Here is a 16174-nt window from a genome sequence, read left to right as displayed (position 1 = left end):
TATTCGACTGGGGATAAATCGCCTAATTTGTTATAAAACAGGGGCGGATGTGGTATAACGATAAATGGAATACCATAATTGAGAGTACTAATAGAAACTCTTACAGTTACTTTTTACGCGGTTTATTGGAATGGACTTTACCCCTGAGAATGGCTATGTTTAAAGAATGCCCGTAAGGCAGCTTGTCTCCTGCTTACGGGCTGTTTGTATGGCCGAGCCAACCCTTAGTTTTCAATTTGATTAACGTACGGGCAATAAAGCCTCCACCTTTTTGATCGCTTCGCTGGCATCAATGCGGCCGTAACCGTATCTGTCGTGCCAACCGTTGGCCATGGGTCTTGCGGATGCTCTCAATATTTCATGAATTTCATCGCTGGACAATTTCAGTCCGTGGGCATGAGCCTCAGCAAGCATTAATGCAATCACTCCTGTTACCGCAGGGGCGGCCATACTGGTCCCTGACATCTGAATATGTCCAGTTTCCGTACCGGATGCGGCTGCGCTCACCCGATGCCCGGGAGCGCTGATCTCCGGTTTTTGTCTGCCGTCGCGCGTCGGTCCTGAACTGCTGAAGAACGAAAGGGGAGTGTCCGGAGCTTTAGCGTCATAAGAACCCACCACTACGCTTTTCATCCCGCAACTTATCGACCCGATGGTATGCGAATTGTCCAAAGGAGCATCAAAATGGGACTGCGCCGCATCGTCTCTTTCAATCCAGGCATGGAATTTTCCGGATTCGATTCTTAGGCCTTTCAACCTGATCATCCACTTCCCTACAGTTACCCAGTTGTGTTCCGGGTCTAAGCTGTTCATTTGGGAGCGTTCCATAAAAATGTTGATAACATGATCGCCATTATTGGGATCATTTTTTCTATGGGCCATAAACGCGAGAATTTCATTGTGCGGACCAAGTATTTGATGATTGGTTCCAAGCTTGAGCTCCCCTAAACTTTTTCCTTGAGGCGTAATGATTTCGCATGAAAATTCATCCTTTTTGTCATACCAAAGCTCAAGCTCATTAAAGGTGAAATCATGGCTTTCCACAATCCAATTCAGATCAAAAGTTTCGCCTTGCTTGACGGTACCGCTGGCATGAATACCGTCGGCATAAGAATTGCTGGCTGCCAATACAATGGCCCGGTTGGATTTCGCATGCACAATCGTGTCGATCCCTGTTTCCACAAGCGATTTGCCGTCGTGAGCGCCACCGTTTGTCCCCAAGCTGACATTCATCACGCAAGGTGAATCGCCTGCCGTTTGACTGATAAATTGCAAGGCCTCGAGCATATGGGCAGAGCCCGCGAAGTTACCTTCGACAACTTTTGCTCCCATCCATGGAACGTCATCAGCATTAATTTGTACAAAGATGATATCCGCTTTAGGGCTACACCCGATGCTCCTGCTCTGCCATTACCACAAGCAATATCCATTACATGCGTTCCATGCCAATGATCGATTTCCCCTGTTTGCGGATCCGTATCCTTACGCGGGTCAGGGATATTCAATGCGGCATAGGGATCTGGAGTTTTCAGAGCAGCATTGATTTCTTGGCGGCTAATTAATCTCCCATATCCGAAATCGGTGTCCGTGTAGCCAATAGCACTCTGATCCCAATAACATAATAGCCGGGTTGTCCCGTCCGGATTTATAAAATTTTGATGCGCAAAATCACAGCCATAGTCAACAATACCAACGACAACGCCTTTTCCGCCGTCACTTTGGGAATCCGGCGGCAGCAGATCCGGCAGGGCCTTGATTTCTTCGACGGTTCGTTTAAGCTGCGGATTCAGTATTTGCGAGGCCTTAAGACTAAGGACAATGGGAGATTTGCGTACTTCCTCGATCCGATTGGAAGCAACCCGGGCCGTAACCAATCTTACATTTTCATTTTCGTCGGGGACATTGCCCAGGTCGGCAATCTGGCGTACTCCGGCCAGTTGCTTCCACTTTTCAATATCGTTTACTTTGGCGATTACAGCAATTTCAATACTTTCACGGATCGCCTCCTCAGTAAATGATTCGGCAGGGTGGGCCCGTTCCTCGTTATTTTGATTCCAAGAAAGTACCCTTTGGATTCTTGGATCGATGTTTGGGGATATTCGCTCCGTCGTTTCCTTAATTTTCATTTAATTCCTTCTCCTTTACTTAAATGTCTCGACGGCGTTAGGATATCTCTTTTGTAAACAGTTATACCTCCGGGAGGGCGGATTCACGGCCTAAATCGATGTGTTGACTTTCGATATGATTCGAACATTATTTTGATGAAACCAGATACAGATGTTAGGTTTCATAGGGAAACGGTATGTGATCATCACGGGATTTAAAAGATTTTGCCTACGCCCAGTCCGCCCTTAAGTTCGGAGTGCTGGACTTTATCACGAAACCTTGCGTAGAAGCGGATATATTAAGCATGCTCGACCGGACCTATGTACGGCTGATCGAAGAGAATCAATCCGGGCGGCTGGTGGAGGATTGGAAGCGCCAGCATGAGGACACCCAGCTTCGCTCGGCGATTATGGGCATGTCCTGAAAACACTATTCCTCCCGAAAAGGAGAAGGAAATCGTATCCTGGCTGATGTCGGAAGACTCCGGCCGGTTGAACAAGGAGCTTTTAACGGAGGTTTACGGCAACCATATTATCTCAGGCCAGCAGGAGATTTACGGAGGCGGAAATAACGGCAATTATGAGTTGGAATTTGACTGGATCTACAATTTAACCGGAAAAGTTCCGGCCATCCGCGGCTTCGATTTTATGAACTATAATCCGCTCTACGGTTGGGAGGACGGCACCACCGATCGGATGATCGATTGGGTGAATAACCGGGCCGGGATCGCGACCGCTGCCTGGCATATCAATGTGCCCCGTGATTTCGCCGCCTATCAGCTTGGGGAGTTTGTGGATTGGAAGGACGCCACCTACAAGCCGACGGAAACCAATTTATATATAGAAACAGTTATTTGTCCATTTTATAAAATAACGGAGCGTGCCCGGTGACTTGCTTGAATACTCGGCCAAAATGCGTGACGCTACCGAAACCTACCTTTTTAGCAATCAGGTTGACCTTCAGGGAGGAGTGTACCAAAAGTTTCTTGGCTTCCTTGACCCTAATGCTGTTCAAATATTCCACAAAGGTAAAACCCGTCGCTTCTTTAAAACAGCGGCTTAAATAATAGGGACTAACGTAAAACTTCTCCGCTAGCAAGTGAAGCGACAACTTCTCTGAATAATGGTCGTTAATGTAACGAACAATCTCCGAAATCCGTTCATGCATAGGGCTTGGAAATACTGGCGGCTCCGGACTGTTTTGTTTCACATGCCGGCAGCAAATGATGAGGAACTGCAGCGTTAAAGTTAGCGCATACATCTCGAAGCCGGGTTTCGCCTCGCGCATTTCCAGTATGATTTGCTGCGCCAGCGTCTGGATGGATACTTGGTCAAGCTGTGAGCTTCTTATAAGGATATATTCCTTCTCAAACAACGGCTGCAGGATGTCCGGAGAAGAGTTTTTCGCCAGAATCATTTCCTTTTCATGAATATTTACGATAAGCCGTTCGTGTTCGGGTATTTTCGCGTTGGTGGTCCGATGCAGAATATTCGGAGGGATGATGACGATATCCCCTGCCTCAATCACGATTGTCCGGTCCTTAATAAAAATATCCCGTTTGCCGGCCAGCAAATAATAGATTTCGTACGTACTATGAAAATGGCTGCTCGGCATATGAATACTCAATGCCTTCCGGTGGGATACCGAGAAGGTTCTTTTATCGTTATCGTACAGGATATCTCCCAAGCTGCGCACCGCCTTAATTCCGATTGTGGTATTCATTATACCTTTAATTAACGCAAGATATAAGAAGAATCTGTGCTTTGCAGCAAATAATGTACATATTCCTGTGCTAGTATGTGGCTTGAGAACATAACAAGGAGGAATGAGAGGATTGAATTCAGCACAAACCGATTTTGAGAAAAGGCTGCATGAAGCGCCGACTCCCCTTCAATGGGCGGAGAAAGCCTGCGAAGCGTTGATGGCCAAATACGAGCCGGAACAGCTTCCGCCGGACTGGTTCCATTATCATCAGGGGGTTTTTCTGTCCGGCATGGAGAAATGCTGGCGGGAGACTGGGAAGCAAAAATACTTCGATTATATCAGGCGTTGGGTGGATAGCCAGGTTCTCGAAGACGGCAGCATCAAGAAGTACCACACCGGTGAATTGGACGATATTCAGCCGGGCGTGCTGCTGTTTAACTTGTATGAGCAAACGGGAGACGAACGTTATAAAAAGGCCTTGGATAAGCTGGTCCCCTTGCTGAAATCCTGGCCGACCAACCCCTCGGGAGGGTTCTGGCATAAGAATCATTTTCCGAATCAAATGTGGCTGGACGGATTGTATATGGCCGGGCCGATTGCCACCCAGTACGGCAAGACTTTCGATGCAAGCGAATATTTCGGGATGATGACCTATCAGGCCATTTTGATGGCTGAGCGCACCAGGGATCCCGAGACCGGCTTGCTGTACCATGGATGGGACGAGACCAGAGCGGCTGAATGGGCGGATCCGGTTACCGGCTTGGCTCCCGAGTTCTGGGGCCGCGCGATGGGGTGGTACCCTGTGGCTCTACTAGAAATGTTCGAATTCCTTCCTGAAGGTCACAAGGACAAGGCCAAGCTGATCGACATTCTTCGGGATTTGCTCGTCTCTCTGTCCAAATACCAGGATGCAACCACCGGCTTATGGTACCAGGTTGTCGACAAAGGCGACCGGGCGGATAATTGGCTGGAAGTCTCTTGCTCTGCTATGTACGTCCTGTCTATTGCCAAAGCCGTGCGCCTTGGTTATCTTGACGCCAAGTACTTGAATGTTGCTCGGAAGGGCTATCAAGGCGTGATTGATACTTTAAAATTCGACGAGAACGGCAACGTGATCATCGGCCGTATTTGCGTCGGGACGAACATCGGCGATTACGCCCACTATATTGCCCGCCCTACCAGCGAGAACGATTTGCATGGCGCTGGGGCCTTTATTCTTATGTGTATGGAAATGGACCGGGCTTCGTTGTAAGCCTGCATCGGTTCAATCAAGCCCTGGCGACTAGATGAAAAGCTAACGCAAACGGAAAAGTGAAACGCAAAAAAGGACGCGAGCGAATTCGCGTCCTTTTTCTGTACGCGAAAAACAAAAAATCTATAGAAAAACCTAGAGATTCTTAAGGTATGCACCGGAGGGACTGCGGTACAGTATAAACATCATCGAAAAGCAATCAACCAAGAAAGAAGGTTAGAACATGCCAACAACACCTGCGACCGCCGGAACGGACAGCGTGCCGAAGGCCAAACAAGCCTTTCACGAGACCAAGAGGTTTCGGCAGAATATTCCGCTGTTCCTCATGCTCGTACCGGGGATCCTGTATTACGTGATATTCCGGTATTTTCCTATGGGCGGGCTTGTGATCGCTTTCAAGGATTACAACTTCCACGATGGCATTTTGTCCAGCCCTTGGGTGGGACTCAAGTATTTCAAGATTTTATTTCAGTCCGACGCTACGCTGCAGATCATCTGGAATACCCTCTCCTTAAGTATTTTGAATCTAATCTTCGGTTTTCCCGCGCCGATCATTATCGCCATCGCGCTGAACGAGGTTCGAAAAAGATGGCTGAAGCGCTGGATTCAAACGATTATTTATCTGCCCCATTTTCTGTCCTGGGTCATCATAGCGGGGCTGGTTCTCACCTTGTTTTCGATCGACGGCGGCACCGTCAACAAGCTGCTGGAGCAATGGGGAATGGAGCCGGTGCCGTTTCTGTACCGCATCGAATCCTGGGTCACGATCTTTATCGGCTCCGGGATGTGGAAAGAGATGGGGTTCGGCGCCATTATCTATCTCGCCGCCCTTTCGTCCATTGATCCCAGCTTGTACGAATCCGCCGCCCTGGACGGCGCGGGCAAGCTAAGACAGATCTGGCATATTACGCTGCCGGGCCTCCGTTCTACGATTATCCTTCTGTTGATCCTGGGCATGGGCCGCCTGATGGAGGTAGGGTTCGACCAGGTTTACAACTTGCAGAATCCCACCGTCCTGGAAAAAGCCGAGGTCATCAGCACCTATGTGTACAAAGTGGGGCTGCAGAAGGCCCAATTCAGTCTGACCACGGCCATGGGTCTATTCGAGTCCTTTGTCGGCCTGGTGCTGCTGTTGTCGGCTAACGCGCTGGCCAGGAAGTTCGACCAGGGATTATTCTAGCCTATGCTTTCGAAGCGAGTTTTGTTCGAAGCTTATTCAGGAAGTAAAGCCCACAAAACTTTTAGGAGGGGGAACTACATTGAGAGAATCAACTAGCGGAAAGATTTTTTCGGTCTTCGTTCATACGGTTCTAATTATCATCGCACTCACCTGTATTCTGCCTTTCCTGCATTTGATCGCCTTGTCCTTAAGCGAAGGGCATGCGGTGGATCTGGGCCAAGTCTTTTTCTGGCCGGTGGGCCTTGATTTTACAGCCTATGAGTATTTTTTTCAGAACACCCCGGCCTTGCGGGCATTTAACAACAGCGTCCTCATCACCCTGGGCGGAACGGCGCTTAGCATGCTGACGACGGTGCTGACGGCGTACCCCTTGTCCCGCCGCTATCTGTATGCCCGCAAGCCGCTTACAACAGCCGCGCTGTTTACGATGTTATTCAGCGGCGGCATGATTCCCACTTATCTGGTGATGAACAATCTGAACTTGACGAACACGTATTGGTCCTTATGGTTCGTTGGGCTGATCAGTACCTATAACATGTTAATCATGAAAAGCTTCTTTGAAAACATTCCGGGTGAAGTGACGGAATCGGCTCAGATTGACGGCTGCGGAGAGATGCAACTGCTTTTGCGTATTATTTTGCCTTTATCCCTGCCCATGCTGGCCACATTGACGTTATTCTACGGAGTTGGTTACTGGAACATGTTCATGAACGTCATTCTTTACATTAATCGGACGGAACTGCAGAATCTCACGGTAGTCGTCCAGAGCATGCTGCAGATTCAGAGCATGGACAACATGATGGCAATGGATATCATGCAGCAGCAGGAACTGATCTCCGAGAAGCTGAAGGCGGTAGGTGTTATGGTGATGGTGGTGCCGATGCTGGTGGTCTATCCGTTTCTGCAAAAGTATTTCGTTCAAGGAATCATGCTCGGTTCCATTAAAGGTTAGCGGCACACATCCATTCATTTTAGATCATAGATCGAGAGGAGCTTGCAAATGATTGAGCAAACATCCAAGTGGAATAAAAGGGTCTGGTCATCCGCATTACTGGCTATCGTGTTGACGGCGGGGGTTGCCGGCTGCAGCCAGCCAAAAGAAGGGGGGGGAAGCGGAGATAAACCCGTCATTACTGTGTCCAACTATGACAGAGGCAATATCCCGGCCGCGGAGGGAACCGTGGAGGAGAACCGCTGGACCAAATGGATCAACGAACATTCTCCGGTTGAGGCCAAGTTTGTGCCTGTGCTTCGGTCGGAGGCGGTCCAGAAGTTGAATGTGATGTTCGCATCCGGCAGTGCGCCGGATATGGTCAATGATTATGATACGGGCTTCCGGGATTCCCTGTACCAGCAGAAGCAGCTGCTGCCTCTGGACGATTACTTGCAGTATGCCCCTGAATACGAAAAATTGCTGGAGAAGTATCCTGGGCTGCGTGAGGTGGGCACCAAGCCGGACGGCAAGTTATATGAAATCGGCAAAATTAACGAGCCCCATCTGCAAAGCGTGGCGCTCATCCGGGTGGATTGGTTGAAAAAGCTGAACCTGGAAGTGCCGAAGACGACCGATGAGCTGATTACCGTCCTGAAGGCTTTTGTAGAGCAAGATCCGGACGGCAACGGCAAGAAGGATACGTACGGAACGAATATCAGCTATACCTCCGGCGGTATGATAGATTCCATGTTCGGCGCAGGCGGCTGGGCCATCTCGGCTGACGACAAAATCATCCGCAGCTGGGATAATACACTGGAGGCGACGAAATTCAAGAAGAGACTGTTCGAGGAAGGGCTGATCGACCCGGACTACCTGGCCGACACGAACGGCTCCAAAGCAAAGCAGGATTATTTGAACGGCAAGGTGGGCGTTTTTCTGCCTCCGCAAATCAATAACTGGTTTGAGAGTACGGTCACCGATCTCAAGACGATCAGAAGAGTGGTCCCGGAAGCGGAAATTGCCCCGATGATGCAGCCCAAGTCGCCAATGGGACAGTTCACCCATCACGTGACCAACCCGATTCAGATGACGACCGTGGTTAACGCCGCGGCCAAAGATCCCAAGGCTGTGATGGAATATATCAACTTTATGCTCCAACCGGATACGGCGTTGACGCTGAGAAAGGGACTGGAGGGAGAGCATTGGAATAAGGGGGCGGACGGCGCGCCCGTCGTGAATGATCTCGAAAAGAACATGAAGGAAGTGGATTGGGCTGCGGACTACACCATGTTCTATTCCCTCCCGCAGAACGAATTTTTGACCTCCGTATCGGCATTTAATGTGGAGGATCCGGATCAGAAGGCGGGGCTGGAGATGATGAAGCAAGCCGACCAGTTCTTGCTCAATCCGGACGCCAAATATCCCGCTCTGAGTCACTACGAGCATATGCCGGTTCTGCCAAGCGACCTGGTCGTTATCAATACCAACGTGGACAAAGAAGTGAAAGACATCATTGTCAAAGGAATCATCGGCGGATCCAAATATACGTCCGAGCAAGCGATTGCGGATGCCAAAGCGGCCTGGGAGAAAGGCGGCGGCAAGCAGATCGAGGAATACATGAATACATGGTATCAAGAAAACAAAGACACGGCCTTCCTGGGCGATGATGTACTGGAAATGGTCCGGTCTCAATTAGAGAGGTAGTTCAAAAAGTCATCTTTCCATGACGAAGCCGTTCATGAAGAGGATAAAGCAAATAAGGACTTGGTCCGGTAGCAGCCGGGCCAAGTTTGTTTTAAAATACGATGAAAGGGTTTACAAACGGATTACATCATCGTTTCGGGGAGGGAGCCAGACTGAATCCGATGAGCTGGCCGGGGAGGATTGCCGGAAAAATGAAGGGCAGCTTCAAGTTGAAGCTGATTGTACTGCTCTCGTGTATGGTCACACTAGCCTTCACCTTAGCGGGGTGGCTGGTCTACCGCTTAAATGTCCAATTGATGGAGGACGAGATCAGCAAGCAGTTCTCCATCGCCAATGAACAGGCTTTAGCCAGATTGGAACTCACCTTCCAGGAGGTAAGCCGGGTATCCCAATCCATTATCCTGAATCCTTCTATAGAATTGTTCGTCACAGAGAGCCTGGATCCCGGAGGGGATCTCTATACTCAATTCAAGAACCGTAAGTACGTGGAGGAGCAACTGATCACGCTGCAAGTGGATGCGCCGTCGATCCGTTCCATCTTTCTGTTCAATGAAAACGGAGATTTGGCTATTCTCTCCCAAAATGGGGCGTCAGGCGAACCCGGACCTGAAGAAATGGCCATGTTGATGGGAAAGCTGGAGTCGCATCGGGGGAACTTGGTCTGGGGTCGGGCCAGTCTGCCCAGTGCCGTCGATCCCGGCGGACGCCGGACGGTGCTGATCGCCGCCAGACGGATGCTCAATGACAAGCTGATCCCGTACGGAACCATGGTGGTGGTGATGGAGGAAAGCCTGGTATCCAAAGTGCTGCGGGATCTTACGGCGAACGGCAACGGCAAGGTGCTGCTGCTGGAGCCTATGGGGGGACTGCTCTACTCCAATACGAATCAGGAGGAGACGGAGCAACTCATGCGCTTGATCGATGCCGGCGATCCCCAATATGCCAAGATGAATGGGGTCACCTATTTATTTGTCCGCCATCGTCTGGAACCGGCAGGCTTTACCCTATACGGAGGGGTTTCTCTGGAGGAGATTCAGCGCAAAAACAAAGACATCATCCATATCTTTGTTGTTGCCGGAATTGGCGTTGTGCTTCTCAGCGCGCTGCTGATTACGATTTCTACCAGAACCCTGCTGAAGCCTCTGGCCGATCTGATGCGGGGGCTGCGCAAATTGCGTTCGGGGGATTTCTCGGCCCGGATCAGCGTCCGTTCCGGCGATGAGCTCGGGTTTATCAGCGAGAGCTTCAACAGCATGGCGGAGCAAGTAAGCACCCTGATCAGCAAAGTGTACCTGGCCCAGATCAGCCAGCGGGAATCGGAATTAAAAGCCATTCAGGCGCAGTTGAACCCTCATTATCTGCATAACCTGTTCAATGAACTGTATTGGAAGCTGTACAACGACGACCAGGCGGAGGCGGCTCTTCTGATCAACGCCATCTCGGAGATGCTGAAGTATTCGCTTCAATCCGTAAAGACCGATACGACGCTGGGAGAAGAGCTGCAGCAGGTACGGAATTACATTAAGATTCAGACCGAATTGTTTACCGGCGAGATGGAAACGATCATTCAGGCCGAAGAATCGTTGCTGGGTCTGCGGATGATGAGATGTCTGCTGTTGCCGGTGGTGGAGAATGTTTTTGTGCATGCCTTCCGCAATATGGACGAAGACCGGGTGCTCAGGGTGAAGGCTGCTTTACGGGATGGAGCGCTGTATATCGAGGTGGCTGACAACGGCTGCGGCATGGATGACAGCACTTTATATGCTTTGAAGGAAGTTAAGGATGCGCTGCCGGAGAACAACAAAACGGGAATCGGCTTTAAAAGCGTGCTGCGGCGCATTGAACTGGTGTACGGGGCTCCTTACGGAGTAGAGATTTCCAGCGTCAAGGGAAAAGGAACGACCGTTCACATCAGGCTTCCCATTCAGACGATGCCGCAAGAGTACTAAGCCCATGCTTCCGAAGCGAGTTTTGCTCGAGGTCGATTCAGGAGGTAACGCTAACAAAACTTTGAGGAGGGAAACAGATGAAAGGCAAGCTGTTTATTGCCGAGGATCAGCCGAATTTTCGCAAAGGACTGCTCAAGCTGGCCGGGAAACGGTCCGCCGAGTGGGTGGTGGCGGGAGAAGCGGCAAATGGCCGGGCGGCCCTGTCTTCGATGGAGCAAAACGTCCCTGATTTGCTATTAACCGATATCCGCATGCCCCATATGGATGGGCTGGAGCTGGCCGAGGAAATCAAGGCCCGCGGCTGGGGGACCAAGATTGTGATCATCACGGGCTTTAAGGATTTTGCTTACGCCCAGTCCGCCCTCAAGTTCGGAGTGCTGGACTTTATCACGAAACCTTGCGTAGAAGCGGATATATTAAGCATGCTCGACCGGACCTATGTACGGCTGATCGAAGAGAATCAATCCGGGCGGCTGGTGGAGGATTGGAAGCGCCAGCATGAGGACAGCCAGCTTCGCTCGGCGATTATGGGCATGTCCTGCAACAAAGGGGAGGTGAAGGCCTTGCTTGGGCAGATGAAGGAATTCGAGCTTTACTTTCTGAGCATCCCTACCTATATTTCCGCGGAAAAACACTATTCCACCCAGGATATGCCGCTATTGCAATTTGCTCTCGGCAACATTGTCAGGGAGCATTTGCATAAATGGTATGGCGGCGGCTTCCGGCTTTTCTCCTTGAGTTCATCGGAATGGGCTTTATTGGTGGACCGGACGGCTTCCCGGCCGGAAATGCATTCTTCCTGGCTGGAGACCCTCACCGATTCGATTCAGCATTATTTGAAACTGGCGCTTGCCTGCTGCGGACAAGGACGATGCCGCACGGCGGAGGACTTGCGCCAGGCTTACGAGAGATATTGCAGCGGACCGGGCCGGGAGGCGGCCGGTGAGCGCAGCACAGCCTATGAATCTTTACTTAACCAGACGGCGCTTTTCGAAAAGGAGAAGGAAATCGTATCCTGGCTGATGTCGGAAGACAACGGCCGGTTGAACAAGGAGCTTCTGGATCAAGTGGTGCGGATCGGCAGTATGCCCCCGCAAACCGCCAAAATCGAAGCCCTGCTCCTGGCCGCGGCCCTGCTCCGGCTGGTGCAAGTACAGTTTCCCGAATGGCGGATGGCCGCACGTTCCATCGAGTGGGGTTCCGTCTACAAATGCGAGACGCCCGAAGAGATTGCGGCTTGGCTGCAGGTGTATATCCATGAATTCCTGCGTTCCCATAACCACTGGCTTGCCGGCAAGAAAGACAATCCGGTCAAGCAAGCCATCCGGTTTATTGAAGAGAAATATATGGACGAATGCGGATTGGCCGAGGTGGCGGCCCATGTTCATCTCAACCCCAGCTACTTCAGCAACCTGTTCAAGAAAGCAACCGGCGAAAGCGTCACCGGCTATATCCAAAACCTGCGCGTGCAGAAAGCGAAGATCCTGCTCAAAAGCACTGACATGAAAATTTTCGAAATCGCCCAGGCCATCGGCTTCAACGATTCCAATTACTTCACGAATACATTCAACAAAATAGAAGGGCTCTCGCCGAAGGAATACCGCAAGCGGGCGGCGAGGGCGCCGGAGGGAGTTGCAGATAGATTTTGATGCGGAGGGAGTCCGTCCCTGCCTGGGTGCCGCGAAGGCTTTTATCTCAATTCAGTCTGGGAATAATTCAGCTTGTATTCCTTGGGACTCATTCCGGTATATTTAGAGAACACATGGGTGAAATAAGCAGGTGTCTCGATCCCGACCGCTTCCGCGACTTCAAATACTTTGCTTGCCGGGTTCCTGAGCAATTTCTTAGCCTTTTCAATCCGGTACTTGTTAATAGCGTCGATAATGGATTCACCGGTTACCTTTTTGTAAAGGCGGCTTAAATAGCTGCTGTTGATATGGATATGGTCGGCAATAATTTGCAAATTCAGGTTCTGGTTGTAATGCTCCCGGATATATTTCTGACATTCAATCACAATGTAATTAGGTTGCTTGTCATTAAACGTCAAGGCCCTTAAACAGCTCTCAATCAAACGCTTGAGAATGTCTGTTAACTGCTGAATGCCCTTGCTCTCCTGAATTTGCTTATATATCGTAGTTTGGCTTTCGGTGGGCTCGGGGGCAAAGGGCTGGCTGGCGCTCAACAAGCGAAAGCAATACGAACCAATCAGCAGACAAGCGACTTTCACATTTTCGATGGGCTCCTGCGTGCTTCTGTAGCTTTCGAGTAATTGATCCAGTTGCTGAATGGCCAGCTCGCTTTGCCCATGTTGCAGATATTCGGCAATTTGCTCTGCGTCATGATGAGGAGGCGCTCCGGGAGTGAGCGTTTGGTGGGTATATGGCCTATAAATAGCAACATGATTATCGCTATAGAAATTGCCTTGCAGTGCTTCCTTCGCTTCACGGTAAGCTGTTGACAATGTCAGCACATCCCGGTGCATCGAACTGATCCCGATATTCAAGTGGTACCTTCTAAATTTCTTGGCCATGGAGAGAAGCTCGTTACAAATCGTAAGCAAGGCCTGTGTTGGGATCGCAGCATGATCGCTGTCCATAGAGACGATGGCGAGCAAGGTGTTCTGCTCCATGGCCATCATATATGAGGGACGTTCCTCAAAGGCTAGTGCAAGGAATTGGCGAATGGAAACGAGGAACCGTTGATATTCATGGGTTGAGGGAGAGCTATGCGTATCCTCAAACTCCAAATAGACGGCGAAATAGTCCTCTAGCTGTAACCCAAGTTCAGTGGAGCGGCTGAACAAGCTTGCTTCCTCACTAATTAAGCCCTCAACGGCTTCTTTCAGAAATTTTTCACTGATTTCTGAGAGATGATCATTGATTTTGTTCTCTAGCTGTCTTAATTTCTCCTTTTGCTCTTTCTCCTTCTCCAACAATCGCGTGGCCTTCTCAATGGCCACAGGAAGGTTCTCTGTAGGGTTGATCTTGACCACAAAATCGACTACCTCATACTGTATGGCCGATTGGGCATAAGAGAAGTCGGCGAAGGCGGTAAGGATGATGACTTTAATTTGCGGGAAAGTCCGGTGTACATAATCTGACAACGCCAGACCGTCCATCCCTGGCATACGGATATCGGTGACGATAATATGGATATTGTATTGGCTCAGCAATTCAACGGCCTCCATACCATTAGAGGCTTCGCACACCACCTCACATTGCAAAGCTTCCCAATCGATAAAGCATTGCAGCCCTTTTTTGATAACAGGCTCATTATCCACAATCATGACGTTATACATGCGCTAGTTCCCCCTGATCAGCGGGGATATGTAAAGTAACTTTGGCCCCCGCTCCAAATTCGCTCTCGACATGAATTCCATAAGGCTCGCCATAGATTAGCTTGACCCGTTTTTGTGTGTTGATCAAGCCAATGTTGTTGTGCCCTTGTTTGCGCCTAGCTTTGCTTTCAAATTCATTCCAATCTCGCGGAACATATTCGAACCCGCTCCCGTTGTCCGTAATCTCAAAATAGATGGAGTCGTTGCGGCGATAGATGTGAATATGAATGAGCCCCTTGCCCAGCTTCTTCTCCACACCATGCACTACAGCATTCTCTACCAAGGGCTCAAGGCTCAGCTTGGGAAGCAGCAGATCGAGTATAGCCTCGTCTTCAATCTCAATTGTATACTCGATTTTATCCTCAAATCTTTCCTTCTGCAGATAAAGGTAAAATTGAATGAAGTCCAGTTCCTGACGAATCGGAACCTTGGCCATACTGTTGGAATAGATGCTTGCCTGTAGCAGCTCCGTCAGAGACGTAACCATCTTGTAAACGGTCTCATCTTTGGATAACTTGGCTTTGTAACCGATGGTTATCAACGTATTAAATAAAAAGTGAGGGTTCATTTGAGCTTGCAAAAATTTGATTTCAGATTCTTTGACTAACAGGTGCTTCTCGTAAACTTCCTTGATCAGATAATTGATCTCTTCCGTCATATTATTGAAGGTGCTGCTTACCTGGTTGAGCTCTACATCCTTGTAGGCCGGCATTCTGACATTATAATCGCCCTTCTTGACCTTGCGGAAGCTCCGTAGCAAATCACGCACAACTCGCGTAAAGCGAAGGGATAACAGGACGCCTGCGGCGAGGGACACGAAAGCGATTAGAGCGATAATCCAGATATATCTTCGCATACTCTCGGACAAGGTAGATAGAATTTGCTTCTTGGGAATACCTGCGACGAAGGTCAAACCGGTTGTACCGATGCTGCGGGAGACCGCCAGATAGCTCTCCTGGTTAATCTTTACTTCACCTACTTCATCATGATCCTTCAATGCATAGACGGCGGGTGAAACGATAGAACCCAGCGCCTGCTTATCTGCCGTGGAATAGACGGTTCCCTGATTATCGATAATGTAGGCGATAGCGCCCGGGAAGGCGAGTAGTTCGGCATACTTATCCGCTAAATCGGACTCCTTCGTCCCGAAGATCAGCACAAGGCGGTGCTGGGGAAGGTTAACATTGGACACAATTCGGGTGAAGTAGATCGTACGATCCTCATCGCTTGGCGGGACAATCTCCTTGCCGCGCTCTATATCATGCAACGAATGGTAGATGGCGAGGTTGTTCTTGTTAATTTGTTCGATGTTAGGCTGAGACTTTATAACAGATACATAATTGTCGGCATCAAAGAAAACATAAGCGGTTGATAATAGGCTGATATTCCAAGCGTTATTGAACATCAGGCTATACTTCAGGTCCTCTTCCATTTCGAGCTTATTGATAAATAGTTTGTAATAGTCATCTCCCATCGACACGTCTTCAATGGACCACGCTCTTACCGTTTTGTTGGCAAGGAAATGCAGTGAGGTATTATCAATCACCTGGAAGGATTTCTCGATATTGTCGTTGGTCTGGCCGATCAGAAGCGACAGATTGTCATTGGCATTCCTTGTTAGAACTCCGGAGAGGCTCCAATAGAAATAGTAGCCGGCGAAGGTCATAGGCAGAAGAATAAGCAAAAAAATGATAATGACAATCTTATTCCTTACCGGAATGCGGGAGATAAAACTGAGATGTTCATTGGACATGCTATCTGCTCCTTGGCTAATGACGCTATAGTAGAAGGTTCGGACAACCTTTATTATATAATCTTTTCTTTATGTCGAATAGCCGAACAGGGCCTTCCCTAGCCATTTGGTAAAGAAATCAACAAAGAGTTAAAGAAAACTGAAAGCCCTTTCAAAAGACGGACCTCTTTTCTCTATTTGCTCAAAATATTATAAAAGATCCTGCCGAAAAACCAATTCATTTGCCCTATCCTTTGTTCTACAATGAGGGCTGTA

12 protein-coding genes and 1 pseudogene are annotated in these 16174 nt (G+C 49.4%); 8 read left to right on the top strand and 5 right to left on the bottom strand.

Annotation, left to right across the window (positions count from 1 at the left end; genetic code table 11):
- Positions 1-240: 240 nt before the first annotated feature.
- Both V4U88_RS01215 and V4U88_RS01210 read right to left on the bottom strand, forming a co-directional pair.
- On the bottom strand, positions 241-1287 hold the full coding sequence (locus V4U88_RS01215; protein ID WP_334071396.1) for a S8 family serine peptidase: 1047 nt from the start codon (positions 1285-1287) through the stop codon (positions 241-243).
- Positions 1233-2126 carry a S8 family serine peptidase gene (locus V4U88_RS01210; protein ID WP_334071395.1) on the bottom strand — a complete coding sequence of 298 codons (894 nt, stop codon included), beginning with the start codon at positions 2124-2126 and terminating at the stop codon, positions 1233-1235. The genes V4U88_RS01215 and V4U88_RS01210 overlap by 55 nt, the downstream gene beginning before the upstream one ends.
- Before the next feature lie 236 nt (positions 2127-2362).
- Here V4U88_RS01210 and V4U88_RS01205 point away from each other — a divergent pair, with 236 nt between their 5' ends.
- Together V4U88_RS01205 and V4U88_RS01200 are read left to right on the top strand one after the other, a co-directional pair.
- On the top strand, positions 2363-2530 hold the full coding sequence (locus tag V4U88_RS01205) for a hypothetical protein (RefSeq protein WP_334071394.1): 168 nt from the start codon (positions 2363-2365) through the stop codon (positions 2528-2530).
- 82 nt (positions 2531-2612) lie between these two features.
- Positions 2613-2966 (top strand): annotated as a pseudogene (locus V4U88_RS01200) (glycosyl hydrolase); the annotation flags it as partial.
- Here the strand turns inward: V4U88_RS01200 and V4U88_RS01195 are convergent.
- Positions 2956-3828: an AraC family transcriptional regulator gene (locus V4U88_RS01195; RefSeq protein WP_334071393.1), complete on the bottom strand. Its 873-nt coding sequence runs from the start codon at positions 3826-3828 to the stop codon at positions 2956-2958. The pseudogene V4U88_RS01200 and the gene V4U88_RS01195 overlap by 11 nt on opposite strands.
- 112 nt (positions 3829-3940) lie before the next feature.
- Between V4U88_RS01195 and V4U88_RS01190 the strand changes: the two genes are divergently transcribed.
- The 6 genes from V4U88_RS01190 (at position 3941) to V4U88_RS01165 (ending at position 12478) form a co-directional block, all read left to right on the top strand.
- Complete coding sequence (locus V4U88_RS01190; protein ID WP_334071392.1) at positions 3941-5062, top strand: glycoside hydrolase family 88/105 protein; 1122 nt, start codon at positions 3941-3943, stop codon at positions 5060-5062.
- A gap of 223 nt (positions 5063-5285) precedes the next feature.
- Positions 5286-6242, top strand: a complete 957-nt coding sequence (locus tag V4U88_RS01185) for an ABC transporter permease (RefSeq protein WP_334071391.1) — start codon at positions 5286-5288, stop codon at positions 6240-6242.
- 79 nt (positions 6243-6321) lie between these two features.
- Positions 6322-7194 (top strand): carbohydrate ABC transporter permease, encoded by an 873-nt coding sequence (locus tag V4U88_RS01180; RefSeq protein WP_334071390.1) that lies wholly within the window; start codon positions 6322-6324, stop codon positions 7192-7194.
- Between the two features lie 48 nt (positions 7195-7242).
- Positions 7243-8880 carry an extracellular solute-binding protein gene (locus V4U88_RS01175; RefSeq protein ID WP_334071389.1) on the top strand — a complete coding sequence of 546 codons (1638 nt, stop codon included), beginning with the start codon at positions 7243-7245 and terminating at the stop codon, positions 8878-8880.
- A 101-nt stretch (positions 8881-8981) separates the two neighbouring features.
- Positions 8982-10829, top strand: coding sequence for a cache domain-containing sensor histidine kinase (locus V4U88_RS01170; RefSeq protein ID WP_334071388.1), 1848 nt, complete (start codon positions 8982-8984; stop codon positions 10827-10829).
- A 77-nt stretch (positions 10830-10906) separates the two neighbouring features.
- Complete coding sequence (locus V4U88_RS01165) at positions 10907-12478, top strand: response regulator transcription factor (protein ID WP_334071387.1); 1572 nt, start codon at positions 10907-10909, stop codon at positions 12476-12478.
- Between the two features lie 41 nt (positions 12479-12519).
- Here the strand turns inward: V4U88_RS01165 and V4U88_RS01160 are convergent, their stop codons facing one another.
- Both V4U88_RS01160 and V4U88_RS01155 read right to left on the bottom strand, forming a co-directional pair.
- On the bottom strand, positions 12520-14127 hold the full coding sequence (locus V4U88_RS01160; protein ID WP_334071385.1) for a response regulator: 1608 nt from the start codon (positions 14125-14127) through the stop codon (positions 12520-12522).
- Positions 14120-15919 carry a sensor histidine kinase gene (locus tag V4U88_RS01155; RefSeq protein ID WP_334071384.1) on the bottom strand — a complete coding sequence of 600 codons (1800 nt, stop codon included), beginning with the start codon at positions 15917-15919 and terminating at the stop codon, positions 14120-14122. Before V4U88_RS01155 ends, V4U88_RS01160 begins: the two co-directional genes overlap by 8 nt.
- Positions 15920-16174 lie beyond the last annotated feature (255 nt).

Source organism: Paenibacillus sp. A14 (assembly GCF_036864815.1).
Taxonomy (GTDB): Bacteria; Bacillota; Bacilli; order Paenibacillales; family Paenibacillaceae; genus Fontibacillus; species Fontibacillus sanfengchensis.
Note: the sequence above shows the minus strand (reverse complement) of the source record. Positions and strands in the feature narration are given on the sequence as shown.